This window comes from Geobacillus sp. BK01, assembly GCF_052220245.1.
In the GTDB taxonomy this organism is placed as follows: Bacteria; Bacillota; Bacilli; order Bacillales; family Anoxybacillaceae; genus Geobacillus.
This window is the reverse complement of sequence record NZ_JBQPTH010000002.1, coordinates 58,464-71,094: the sequence shown is the minus strand read 5'-3', so window position 1 is coordinate 71,094 and position 12,631 is coordinate 58,464. Positions and strand designations below refer to the sequence as shown.

Genomic DNA, 12,631 nt, shown 5'->3' with positions numbered 1-12,631 from the left:
ATGATGCGGGGGAACCGATATGCCTCATTACACCGACCCTTTCCACGGCGAATTTGACAGCCTCGAAGAGTTTGCCGACCGCGTCAGCGACGTGCTCCAATGTCCGGTGACAATTGAAGACGCGAACCATCGGCTCATCGCCTACAGCGCCCACGACGATTACACCGATCCGGCGCGGACGGCGACGATCATCAGCCGGCGCGTCCCGGAAAAAGTGATCAACAGCTTATGGAAACAAGGCGCCATCCCGGCGCTTCTCAAAAGCCGCGAGCCGGTGCGCGTCCCGCCGATTCATGACGTCGGCCTCGGCAGCCGCGTCGCTGTCTCCATTTGGAAAAATGACGAAGTGATCGGTTTCATCTGGGTGCTGGAAACGAACCGGACGCTGTCGCCCGAGGAGATGGAATGGCTCAAGCTCGCCGCCAAAACAGCAAAAAACAAAGTGTTGCAGCTGTATATGCGCAAAAACAAAAAAGAAGAGCGGGTGCAGGAGCTGTTTTGGAAATTGCTGACCGGCCATATCGCGACAGACGACGAGATTCGCGCCCATCTCACCGCCATGCAAATCCCGGCGGCGCCGCAGTTTGCCGTTGTCGTCTTCCGCTTTGCCGCTGATTTAACCGCCGAAATGGAGCGGCAAATTTCTTATCTCTTGCAGACGACCCAGCAAATCCCGATTCTTCTTTATACGACCGACGGCCGCGATGTGATCTTGCTGGCGGCGCCAAAAACGGGCCAGCCGCTGAAAGAGTTGAATGCGTTCATCGAATCGTTCGCCGCCAAACTGAAAGAACGGTTTCACATTCATGACGTGCAAAGCGGATTCGGCGTTGTATACAGCGCGTACCGGCTCATTGAAAAAAGCTATCGCGAAGCGCTCGCCGTGCTGGCGCTGAAGGAGAAGCTTGAGGATGACATCAACGGCGTCTACGGCTACGCCCAACTCGGCATTTACCAGTTTTTCGACTTTTTGCTCGAAAAAAAACGGCAAGGGAACTGGGCCAACCTGGCGCTCGAGAAATTGCAAGCGTATGACCGCAAACATCATAGCGATTTTGTGAAGACGTTTGAAACATTTTTTGACCATAACGAAAACATGCAAGAAACTGCTGACGTCCTCAATGTTCATCCAAATACACTTGCTTACCGGCTCAAGCGAATCGCCGACATCGGCGAGATCGATCTCGGCGATATGAACCAAAAAATCAAATTATACATTGATATTAAATTAGCGAAATACGAGGCGCGCGGATAATTTGTGGAAATCCACAAAACCCGCGCGCTTCTTTCTCTTTTTTGAACAATGCCGGTCTTGCTTATTCCCTTTTATACTAGTAGTAAGGTCATTTTGAATGAGGAGGACACGAACTCATGATCATTGGTGTACCAAAAGAGATTAAAAACAATGAAAATCGCGTCGCCATCACGCCAGCTGGCGTTTTGTCGTTCGTTCAAGCCGGTCATACCGTGCTCGTTGAAAAAGACGCCGGGGCCGGCAGCGGATTTGCGAATGAAGATTACGTCCGCGCTGGGGCGCAAATGGTCGAGCAGGCCGAAGACGTATGGGCGCAAGCCGATATGATCATGAAAGTGAAAGAGCCGCTGCCAAGCGAATACCGCTTCTTCCGCCCGGGGCTTGTGCTGTTCACCTACTTGCATTTGGCCGCCGATCCAGAGTTAACGCGCGCCTTAAAAGAAAGCGGTGTCATTGCCATCGCTTATGAAACCGTGCAAGTCGGCCGCACGCTGCCGCTGTTGACGCCGATGAGCGAAGTCGCCGGACGGATGGCGGCGCAAATCGGGGCGCAGTTTTTAGAAAAGCCGTACGGCGGCAAAGGCATCTTGCTTGGCGGCGTCCCGGGCGTCGCCCGCGGCAAAGTGACGATCATCGGCGGCGGGGTCGTCGGCACAAACGCAGCGAAAGTCGCGGTCGGCCTCGGCGCAGATGTGACGATCATTGACTTAAACGCCGACCGCCTGCGCGAACTTGACGACATTTTCGGCCGTCAAATTACAACGCTCATGTCCAACCCGATGAACATCGCCGAAGCCGTGGCCGAAGCTGACCTTGTCATCGGCGCCGTTCTCATCCCGGGGGCGCGGGCGCCGAAACTCGTCACCGAGGACATGGTGAAAGCGATGAAACCAGGCTCGGTCATCGTCGATGTCGCCATCGACCAAGGGGGCATTGTCGAGACGAGCGACCACGTCACAACGCACGACGACCCGACATACGTCAAACACGGCGTCGTCCATTATGCGGTCGCCAACATGCCAGGCGCTGTCCCGCGCACCTCGACGATCGCGTTGACGAACGTTACGATCCCGTACGCCTTGCAAATCGCCAACAAAGGCGTCATGCAAGCGATCACCGACAACCCGGCGCTTGAGCTTGGCGTCAACGTCGCCGGCGGCGAAATCACATACGAAGCGGTCGCCCGCGACCTCGGCTACCGCTACGTCCCGGCTCGCGAAGCGCTCGGCAAAACGTTGGCCGCCAACTAACCGTGATGGACACGGCCGGCAACGTGCGCTGCCGGCCGCTTGTTCATCACTGCCCATTCTTATCATAGATCGCCCGCTTATAGCGGGCGGCTTTTTTTGCATCCGTTTCGCTATGCAAAATCATTTTCGTTCAGCGAAGCGGGCAGTGTATAATGAAAATAGAAAGCTGGAAAGAAGGTGGTTTCGTGAACGTTCCGGAAAAACAGGCGGTGTCGCTTGAAGAATTTTACCGCATGCGGGAAACAACCGACCGCATTTTAGAATACATTGATAGCGCCGTGTTGATGCCTCCCTCCCCTTCGACCCAGCACCAACGCATATCGGGGCGATTGTACGTCAAACTGTTCCACTTTGTAGAAAAAAGCCGTGCGAAGTGTTTCATGCCCCTTTTGATATCGAGCTAAAGAGTGAGCGGATCGAAGGCAAGACAATCGTCGTTCCGGATTTAACCGTGATTTGTGACCAAAGCGGATTAACGGATACAAAATTTGTCGGCGTTCCAACGTTAATCATTGAAATTTTAAGTCCCTCCAACCAAGCGCATGATCTCGTGTTCAAATTGAACTTGTATATGCAATACGGAGTCCATGAATATTGGATCGTGAACCCTATGCAATCTGTTGTGCAAGTCTACTCGCTCAATGACGATGGACAGTATGAGCAAGCCGGCGTCTGGAAAGAAACCGGCATGGCATGTTCGCGCGCGCTTGACGGTTTTTCTGTTGATGTAGAACAACTATTTCGTCCTTGAAGGCCGCTTCATGATATAATCTTGTGGAACAAAGGAGTGATGACGATGACCATGCCAAAAGCGTTAACGATCGCCGGCTCGGACAGCAGCGGCGGCGCCGGGCTGCAGGCGGACTTGAAAACGTTCCAAGAGCTTGGCGTATACGGCATGACGGCGATCACGACGATCGTCGCCATGGATCCGCACAACCGTTGGGCGCATCAAGTGTTTCCGGTGGACTTGGCGACGATCGAAGCCCAGCTTGAGACGATCATCGTCGGCGTCGGGATTGACGCCTTCAAAACAGGCATGCTTCCGACAACGGATATCATTGAATTGGCGGCGCGCACCATTGAAAAACATGGATTGAAAAACGCTGTCATCGACCCGGTTATGGTATGCAAAGGGGCGGATGAGCCGCTCCACCCGGAAAATACGGTGTGCTACCGGGAAACGCTCGTGCCAAAAGCAACGGTCGTGACGCCGAACTTGTTTGAGGCGGCACAACTCTCCGGCCTGCCGCGCATCGAAACCGTCGAGGACATGAAAGAAGCGGCCGGACGCATTCATGAGCTCGGAGCTCAATATGTGATCGTCAAAGGCGGGCGGAAAATTCCGCACGACTATGCGGTTGACGTCCTTTACGACGGCAAAACGTTCGAACTGCTTGAGTCGGAACGGATTGACACGACGTATACGCATGGCGCCGGCTGCACGTTCTCGGCCGCCATTGCCGCCGAACTGGCAAAAGGCCGGCCGGTGAAAGACGCCATTGCGACAGCCAAAGCGTTCATCACGGCGGCGATCCGCCATTCGTTCCCGTTAAACGAATACGTCGGCCCGACACATCACGGCGCATACCGCCGCTATGAAGGAAAGTAGGCAAGGCTTCAAGCCTTGTCTTTTTTCACAAGGCGATTCGCCGCCGGAACTGTAAGGAGACTGTCTTCCCTTGAAAAGCGCGGGACTGCCGCATTCATGCCTTGAAAAAATGAATGCGCCAGACGGGCTTCGCCATGATAAAATAAGCATTATGCGTCGCGATAAAATTGAGAAAGGAGAGTGCCGCCATTGCGCGTATCCGCTGTCCAATATCATTTGCATACGATCGGTTCGTTTGACGAATTTGCCGCGCAAGTGACACATTACGTCAAAACAGCGCAAGAGTTTGACGCCGAATTTGTGTTGTTTCCGGAGTTTTTGACGACCCAGCTGCTTTCGATTCCGCTTGACGGCGGACGGCGGGCGACAATCAACGACTTGCCCGATTATACCGAAAAATATACCGAGCTGTTTACGTCGCTCGCCAAAGACACGGGCATGTACTTGATCGGCGGCACGCATGTCATCCGCCAAAACGGCAAGCTGTACAATGTCGCCCATTTGTTTACGCCGGACGGGACGGTCCATCGCCAGGCGAAGCTGCATATCACCCCGACCGAGGTCAACGAGTGGAACATCGCTCCAGGCGACGGGCTTCATATCTTTGAAACGGACAAGGCGACGATCGCCATCTTGACGTGCTATGACATCGAGTTTCCGGAAATCGTCCGTCTGGCGCGCGCCAAAGGGGCGGACGTCATCTTTTGTCCATCGTGCACCGACGACCGGCACGGGTTTTACCGCGTACGGTATTGCTGCCACGCGCGGGCGGTCGAGAACGAAGTGTATGTCGTCACGACCGGCACAGTCGGCTCGCTCCCGACCGTTGACTTTATGCGCGCCAACTTCGGCCAGGCGGCCGTCATCACGCCAAACGACATTCCGTTCCCGCAAGGCGGCGTGCTTGCATCGGGCGAGATCAACGGCGACATGGTCGTTACCGCTGACCTTGACTTGTCGCTCCTTCGCAAAGTGCGGGAAAAAGGATCAGTCACGACATGGCGCGACCGCCGCACCGATTTGTACCCGGACTGGAACACCATGGCGTAACATCGGCGAGCCACCCCAACACCGGGCGGGGCGCCGCCGCAACACGGCATGCCCGCGGTCCAACCGGAACGGCGCGGCACCGCGACACACATTGGCATCCGGACCAGAGCGGAGCGGGGCGCGACAACGCGACATGTGTTGACATCCGGACCAGAGCAGGGCGCGACACCCCTTTGCCCCGGCTTAAAGTTGATCATGACGGCACCGCAACACCGCCAGCGCCCGGCCGAGGCGGCAAAGCGGCGCGGCGGGCTGCAACAACGCTTATACTCAAGACAAAATGCCGATCATGACGACAGGGTGTCTCCGCCGAGGGACACCCTGTTCATTTCGCTTATGACAACGACCTTTTAAACTGATCAAACTGTTCCGCCACTTTCCCTTCCGGCGCTTTTGTCAACAGGCTGACGACGACAATGGCGACAAGGCTCGCGGCAAAGCCCGGGATCATTTCATATAGCAGCCCTTTCAAATACTCCGACTGCGTCCAAAGGATCACTGTCAACGCCCCGGCGACCATGCCGGCGAGCGCTCCCCATTTCGTCATCCGCCGCCAGAACAGGCTCAGCAAAATCACCGGCCCGAATGACGCGCCAAATCCAGCCCATGCATAGCCGACCAAGTTTAAAATCGTGTCATTTTTCGTATATGCCAGCGCGGTCGCGACAATGGCGACGATGAGAACCGACAGGCGCCCGACGAAGACAAGCTCTTTGTCCGAGGCAGAGCGGCGAAACAACACTTTATACAAATCTTCCGTCAGCGAGCTCGACGTGACGAGCAGCTGCGACGAGATCGTGCTCATAATCGCCGCCAAAATCGCCGCCAGCAGAAATCCGGTAATAATCGGATGGAACAAAATTTCACCCAGCTGGATAAACACCGTTTCCGGGTCATCAAGCTTCGTGCCGTGTTGCGAAAAGTAAGCGATTCCAAAAAGACCGGTCAACATCGCCCCGACAACGGAAAAAATCATCCAGCCCATGCCGATGCGGCGGGCGCTTTTCATTTCTTTCACCGACTTAATGGCCATAAAGCGGACAATGATGTGCGGCTGGCCGAAATACCCAAGCCCCCAGGCGAATAATGAAATGATGCCAAGAAAACTTGTTCCTTTCCATAAATTCAACAAGTTCGGGTCAATATCGCGAATCGTCCCCACCGTTTCAACGGGGCCACCCGTATGGAACAGCGTCACAACCGGAACGAGAATCAACGCGATAAACATGATCGTCCCTTGGACAAAGTCCGTCCAGCTGACTGCCAAAAAGCCGCCAAACAGCGTATAGGCGACAACGACCCCGCCGACGATCCACAATCCCGTATGGTAACTGACACCAAACGAGTTTTCAAACAACACGCCTCCCGAAACAAGGCCGGACGAGACATAAAACGTAAAAAAGATCATAATGACAATCCCGGACACCATCCGCAACAATTTCGATGCATCGCCGAAACGGTTTTCCAAAAATTCCGGAATCGTAATCGAGTCGTTTGCCACTTCCGTATAGACGCGCAAGCGCGGCGCGACGTACAGCCAGTTCGCATAAGCGCCGAGCGTCAACCCGATGGCGATCCACGCGGCGCTCACCCCGTCGACAAACATCGCTCCCGGCAGGCCCATGAGCAGCCAGCCGCTCATATCGGAAGCCCCGGCGCTGAGCGCGGTCACGGCCGGCCCAAGCGTCCGGCCGCCAAGCATATAATCGGACAAGTTGGCCGTCCGTTTATAGGCCCAATAGCCAATCCAAAGCATGCCAACTAAATACACAATGACGGAAAATAAGACCATCGCCACTCTCCTTCCCTTTGCTGTCTTGTCACCACTTCCATCATATCGAAAGAGATTGTATTCGAAAGAGATTGTATTTACACAATAGTATTTATTTTTTTCCATACCGTCATAGCAATGAAATAGCGAAAATCGTTGCCGCTCCCACCTTGTTTTTGATATAATATTCTGAGAATTCAAGGCAGATGCCCCTATTCCATCATAGAAAGTTATCTTATAAAAATTCATTTAAAATTATATTCTCCACATAACCTTTTTCATATTTCGCGAAAAACATTGAAAAATATGCTTTTTTCCCTTTTCGACGCCCATACCAAAATGTTCAAACAATTATTTTTATAAAACCTATTGCATAATCACAAAAATATTGATAGTATGATAATCGTTCATCGACAATTATTCCAAAGGGGGATTTTATAAGATGTTAAACATGAAGAAAGGGTTGATCGTGGCAGTCGTCGCCGCGTTGTTTATGGCGCTCGCCGCCTGCGGCAAGTCGACGGAGACAAGCTCGCCGTCAGGCAGTAAAGAAGAAGGAAACCAAAAAATCACCGTCGGGACAGACGCAGCGTTTGCGCCATTTGAGTATATGGAAAAAGGAAAAATTGTCGGCTTCGACGTTGACCTTCTCGACGCCGTCATGAAAGAAGCCGGCTTGGATTATGAATTAAAAAATGTCGGCTGGGATCCTTTGTTTGCTGCGTTGCAAAGCAAAGAGATCGACATGGGGATTTCCGGCATTACGATTACGGATGAACGGAAACAAACGTACGATTTCTCGGCTCCATACTTTGAAGCAACACAAGTCATCTTAGTCAAAGAAGGCAACCCGGTGAAAAACGCCCTTGACTTAAAAGGCAAAACAATCGGCGTCCAAAACGCAACAACGGGTCAGGAGGCAGCGGAAAAACTTCTTGGCAAAGGCAATCATATTAAAAAATTCGAAACATCTGTCGTCGCGATTATGGAACTGTTGAACGGCGGCGTTGATGCCGTGGTCACCGATAACGCGGTCGCAAACGAATACGTGAAAAACAACCCGGATAAAAAACTGCAAGTCATTGAAGATCCACAAAACTTCGCTTCGGAATACTACGGCATGATCTTCCCGAAAGACAGCGAATTGAAAGCCAAAGTGGACGAAGCATTGCAAAACGTGATCGACAGCGGCAAATATGCAGAGATTTACAAAAAATGGTTTGGTAAAGAACCGAATATAGAAGGCTTAAAACAACAACAATAAGCGCACGAACACGAAAAATGCGTAACTGCTAGCAAGTTACGCATTTTTCGTAGAGAAAGGTGAGATCGATGGACTTTCGTTTTGATATTATTGTCGAATACGCTCCTTATTTTTTCCAAGGGCTGCTCATCACGATCGGCGTATCGTTGGCCGGCATCATGTTTGGTCTTATTCTCGGGTTGTTCATCGGCCTTGGCAAAATGTCGTCCAACCCGATTGTCCGTTTGCCGTTTTCCTGGTACATTAACTTTTTTCGCGGCACACCGCTTGTTGTGCAAATTTTGCTCGTCCACTTCGGCGCCATGCCGCTCTTTTTCGGCCAACCAAATGCCATCGCTTCCCTGGCCGTCTCACTGTCGCTCAACTCGGCTGCGTATGTCGCGGAAATTTTCCGCGCCGGCATTCAATCGATCGACAAAGGGCAAATGGAAGCCGCCCGCTCGCTCGGCATGACGCACGTTCAGGCGATGCGTTATATTATTTTGCCGCAAGCGTTAAAGCGCATGATTCCCCCGTTTGCCAATGAGTTTATCGTCTTGATTAAAGATTCGTCGCTCGGGATGGTCATCGCCGCTCCGGAAATCATGTATTGGGGCAAAGCGGCCGCAGGCGAATATTACCGCGTCTGGGAGCCGTATTTAACGGTCGCATTCATTTATTTAATCTTAACGCTTTCCTTAAGCAAATTGTCACATTACCTTGAAAGGAAGTATTCGACCCAATGATCGACGTACGCCAGTTGAAAAAATCGTTCGGTTCGCTCCAAGTATTAAAAGGAATCGATGCCCATATCCGCGAAGGAGAAGTCGTGGTCGTCATCGGCCCGTCGGGGTCGGGAAAATCAACGTTTTTGCGATGCTTAAACTTGCTGGAAGATTTCGATGAAGGCGAGATCATCATTGACGGCATCAACTTAAAAGCGAAAGATACGGATTTAAATAAAGTGCGGGAAGAAGTCGGAATGGTGTTCCAGCGCTTTAACTTGTTCCCGCATATGACCGTTTTAAACAACATTACGCTTGCGCCAATGAAAGTGCGCAAATGGCCGCGCGAAAAAGCGGAGGCAAAAGCGATCGAGCTGCTCGCCAAAGTCGGGCTGCAAGATAAAGCGCACGTCTACCCGGACTCCCTCTCCGGCGGACAGGCGCAGCGCGTCGCCATCGCCCGGGCATTGGCCATGGAGCCGAAAATTATGTTGTTTGATGAACCGACGTCAGCGCTTGACCCGGAAATGGTCGGCGAGGTGCTCTCGGTCATGAAGCAACTCGCCAATGAAGGGATGACGATGGTCGTCGTCACCCATGAGATGGGCTTCGCCCGCGAAGTCGGCGATCGCGTTCTGTTTATGGACGGCGGCTACATCGTTGAAGAAGGGAAGCCGGAAGAGTTGTTCGACCGCCCGCAGCATGAGCGGACAAAAGCGTTTTTGTCGAAAGTATTGTAGAAGGCGTCTTGCCCATTCGAGGCAAGACGCCTTTTTGATGGCGGAAATGCCGCTGGCCTTCAGAGACGGAAAAAAGCCGGCCGAACCCCGTCCAGCCCCTCTTTACAATACAAATTGCATCACCCAAATGGATCCCGCGACAATGACAACGGCAATAAAGAAACTGTACACCATGTTGAACGTTTGCACTTTGCCGCTGTCGCTTTCCGCCACATGCATGAACATAAACAGCTGCAAGCTCGCTTGGATGATCGCGAACAAGACGATGATGACAATGACAGCCTTGAGCGGCAGCCCGGACGAGAGCGCCACCCAAAGAGCCGCAAATGTCAAGACGAGCGAAAGGACAAAACCGATGATATGTTTCCACGGAAATGATTCATGATGGCTGTTTGCGCCCATGTTAGATCACCATCCCTAACAAGTAGACGAGCGTAAAGATGAAAATCCAAACGACGTCTAAAAAGTGCCAGTACAAGCTGACGATAAACACTTTGCGCGCCGTTTTAGCCGTCAGGCCGCGCTGCAGGAGCTGAATGATGATCAAAATCATCCAGCCAATCCCTAAACTGACGTGAGCACCGTGCGTGCCGACGAGAACGAAAAAGCTGGACAGAAACGCGCTCGTCTGCATCGTCGCCCCTTCATGGACGTAATGGATAAACTCACGAATCTCAACCGTAATAAACCCCGCTCCAAGCAGAAGCGTCACGAGCAGCCAGGCGATCAGCCCGCTCATACGGCCGCGGCGCATTTCGAAAATGGCCAGCCCGCACGTGAAACTACTCGTCAACAACAACAGCGTTTCGATCAATACATCTTTGACTTGAAACAATTCCTGCGCTGTCAGCCCGGAGCCGGTCCGTTGGAACAAAACAAGATAAGTGGCAAACAAGGTAGCGAACAATACGACTTCCGCTCCAAGAAAAATCCAAAAACCTAATATATTCAAGCGGCTTTCCTCTGTCCGATACTCCAGCGGCAGTGTTTCATCATAGCGGTGTGCTGCTTCTCCCATTCGTCACGCCCCCTTTCGTGCCGACCGCTCGGTCCGTTTAATCTCCTCGACGCTCATATAATAGCCGTCGTCATTTTCAAACGAGCGAAGAATGAGCCCAAGCACAATGAACAGTGCACCGACAATGGCCAACGCAAACCATTTGAACACAAGGCCGAATCCGGCAATAAAGAACGCCACCGACATCCAAAACGGACGTCCCGAGTTGCTTGGCATATGGATCGGTTTCAATTCTTCCTCTTTCACTTGCAAACCGCCATATTTTTTCTTCATCACCCAATACGCGTCCAAATCTTCGACAACCGGTGTCACTGGGAAATTGTAATGCACCGGCGGCGACGCTGTTGCCCACTCAAGTGTCCGCCCGTTCCACGGGTCGCCAGTCATGTCGCGCTCGCCGTAGCGGGCGCTGTAATAAATGTTGTAACAAAGCACGATAAACCCGATGCCCATCAACACCGCTCCGACGGTCGCGACAACATTGAGCGGCGTCCAACCAAGGTCTGCCGAATACGTGTACATGCGGCGCGTCATTCCCATCAGCCCGAGGAAATACATCGGGAAGAAACAGACGTTAAAGCCGATCATAAACAGCCAAAACGTCCATTTGCCGAGCCGCTCGTTTAACATATGGCCGAACATTTTCGGATACCAATAATGCAAACCGGCAAAGCAGGCGAACACCGTACCCGCAATGAGCACGTAATGGAAGTGGGCTACTAGGAAATAGCTGTTATGATATTGGTAGTCGGCCGCTGCCATCGCCAGCATGACCCCCGTTACGCCGCCGATGACAAAGTTCGGAATGAACGCCAACGACCAAAGCATCGCCGTCGTAAAGCGGATTTTCCCTTTCCGGAGCGTAAACAGCCAGTTAAAAATTTTCACCCCGGTCGGAATGGCGATCGCCATCGTGGTGATCGAGAATACGGAGTTGACTGCTGGCCCGGCGCCCATCGTAAAGAAGTGGTGCACCCAAACGATAAAACTTAAGAACGCAATGCCGACGATCGAGCCGACCATCGCTTTATAACCGAACAGCCGCTTGCGCGCAAACGTGCTGACGACTTCCGAGAAAATGCCAAACGCCGGCAAAATGACGATATACACTTCCGGATGGCCCCAAATCCAGAACAAGTTCGCCCAAAGCATCGACATGCCGCCGTTCGCCATGGTGAAAAACTGCGTATCAAATAAGCGATCGAACGTCATTAACGCCAACGCGACCGTCAATACCGGGAAGGCGAACACAATGAGGACGGACGTAATGAGAATCGTCCACGTAAACATTGGCATGCGCATCAACGTCATGCCCGGCGCGCGCATTTTTAAAATCGTCACCAAAAAGTTGATCCCGGTCATTAACGTCCCGATCCCGGAAATTTGCAGGGCAACCGCATAGTAGTTGTTGCCGACGCCATGGCTGAACTCGTTACCGGCAAGCGGGAAGTATGCCGTCCAGCCAGCGTCCGGCGATCCGCCAATGACAAACGAAATGTTAAACAGCATCGCCCCGAAGAAAAAGAGCCAAAAGCTTAACGCGTTTAAATACGGAAACGCGACGTCGCGCGCCCCGATTTGCAGCGGGACGACGATGTTCATCAAACCGATAATAAACGGCATCGCCATAAACAAAATCATAATCGTTCCGTGCGTCGTGAAAATTTCATTATAATGTTGCGCGTCCAAAAACTCCATATTTGGCGCCGTCAGCTGCGCCCGCATCAAGAGCGCATCGACGCCGCCGCGGAACAACATGAGTACCGCGCAAATAATGTACATAACACCGATTTTTTTATGGTCGACGGTCGTGAGCCATTCATTCCAAAGCCATTTCCACTTTTTAAAATACGTCAAGATGAACACAATGCCGATTATCGTCAAAACGATTGCCACGTCAGCCGCATAAATAAGCGGTTCGCCTGTAACGAAAAACTCACTCCATTTCATCGCCCGTTCCTCCTTTC

General features: G+C 52.4%; 11 protein-coding genes and 1 pseudogene. 8 read left to right on the top strand and 4 right to left on the bottom strand.

Annotated features, from left to right (window positions below; genetic code table 11):
- Nucleotides 1-19: 19 nt before the first annotated feature.
- The 5 genes and pseudogenes from ACTVDO_RS02655 to ACTVDO_RS02635 all read left to right on the top strand — a co-directional run bounded on the left by ACTVDO_RS02655 (nt 20) and on the right by ACTVDO_RS02635 (nt 5,167).
- Nucleotides 20-1,255, top strand: a complete 1,236-nt coding sequence (locus ACTVDO_RS02655; protein WP_442900981.1) for a PucR family transcriptional regulator — start codon at nt 20-22, stop codon at nt 1,253-1,255.
- Nucleotides 1,256-1,371: 116 nt separating this feature from the next.
- Nucleotides 1,372-2,505 carry an alanine dehydrogenase gene (gene ald, locus ACTVDO_RS02650; protein WP_442900980.1) on the top strand — a complete coding sequence of 378 codons (1,134 nt, stop codon included), beginning with the start codon at nt 1,372-1,374 and terminating at the stop codon, nt 2,503-2,505.
- A gap of 152 nt (nt 2,506-2,657) precedes the next feature.
- Nucleotides 2,658-3,256: pseudogene (locus ACTVDO_RS02645) on the top strand (Uma2 family endonuclease).
- A 45-nt stretch (nt 3,257-3,301) separates the two neighbouring features.
- Nucleotides 3,302-4,117 (top strand): pyridoxine/pyridoxal/pyridoxamine kinase, encoded by an 816-nt coding sequence (gene pdxK / locus ACTVDO_RS02640; RefSeq protein WP_020961610.1) that lies wholly within the window; start codon nt 3,302-3,304, stop codon nt 4,115-4,117.
- A 189-nt stretch (nt 4,118-4,306) separates the two neighbouring features.
- Nucleotides 4,307-5,167: a carbon-nitrogen hydrolase family protein gene (locus ACTVDO_RS02635; protein WP_442900979.1), complete on the top strand. Its 861-nt coding sequence runs from the start codon at nt 4,307-4,309 to the stop codon at nt 5,165-5,167.
- Between the two features lie 334 nt (nt 5,168-5,501).
- On the opposite strand, the gene putP is transcribed toward ACTVDO_RS02635, so the two are convergent.
- Nucleotides 5,502-6,959, bottom strand: coding sequence for a sodium/proline symporter PutP (gene putP / locus ACTVDO_RS02630; RefSeq protein ID WP_020961612.1), 1,458 nt, complete (start codon nt 6,957-6,959; stop codon nt 5,502-5,504).
- A gap of 421 nt (nt 6,960-7,380) precedes the next feature.
- On the opposite strand from putP, the gene ACTVDO_RS02625 reads away from it, so the two are divergent.
- From ACTVDO_RS02625 to ACTVDO_RS02615, 3 genes are all read left to right on the top strand, one after another.
- Nucleotides 7,381-8,202, top strand: a complete 822-nt coding sequence (locus ACTVDO_RS02625) for a basic amino acid ABC transporter substrate-binding protein (RefSeq protein ID WP_020961613.1) — start codon at nt 7,381-7,383, stop codon at nt 8,200-8,202.
- A gap of 68 nt (nt 8,203-8,270) precedes the next feature.
- Complete coding sequence (locus tag ACTVDO_RS02620; protein WP_020961614.1) at nt 8,271-8,927, top strand: amino acid ABC transporter permease; 657 nt, start codon at nt 8,271-8,273, stop codon at nt 8,925-8,927.
- On the top strand, nt 8,924-9,646 hold the full coding sequence (locus ACTVDO_RS02615) for an amino acid ABC transporter ATP-binding protein (RefSeq protein WP_020961615.1): 723 nt from the start codon (nt 8,924-8,926) through the stop codon (nt 9,644-9,646). Before ACTVDO_RS02620 ends, ACTVDO_RS02615 begins: the two co-directional genes overlap by 4 nt.
- A 102-nt stretch (nt 9,647-9,748) precedes the next feature.
- Here the strand turns inward: ACTVDO_RS02615 and qoxD are convergent, their stop codons facing one another.
- Genes qoxD through qoxB form a run of 3 tightly spaced genes read right to left on the bottom strand, consistent with a single transcriptional unit; the run spans nt 9,749 to nt 12,614 of the window.
- Complete coding sequence (gene qoxD, locus ACTVDO_RS02610) at nt 9,749-10,048, bottom strand: cytochrome aa3 quinol oxidase subunit IV (protein WP_020961616.1); 300 nt, start codon at nt 10,046-10,048, stop codon at nt 9,749-9,751.
- Nucleotide 10,049: 1 nt separating this feature from the next.
- Complete coding sequence (qoxC, locus tag ACTVDO_RS02605; protein ID WP_020961617.1) at nt 10,050-10,664, bottom strand: cytochrome aa3 quinol oxidase subunit III; 615 nt, start codon at nt 10,662-10,664, stop codon at nt 10,050-10,052.
- A gap of 3 nt (nt 10,665-10,667) precedes the next feature.
- A complete protein-coding gene (qoxB, locus tag ACTVDO_RS02600; RefSeq protein ID WP_020961618.1) occupies nt 10,668-12,614 on the bottom strand; it encodes a cytochrome aa3 quinol oxidase subunit I in 1,947 nt (648 codons plus the stop codon).
- Between the last annotated feature and the right edge of the window lie 17 nt (nt 12,615-12,631).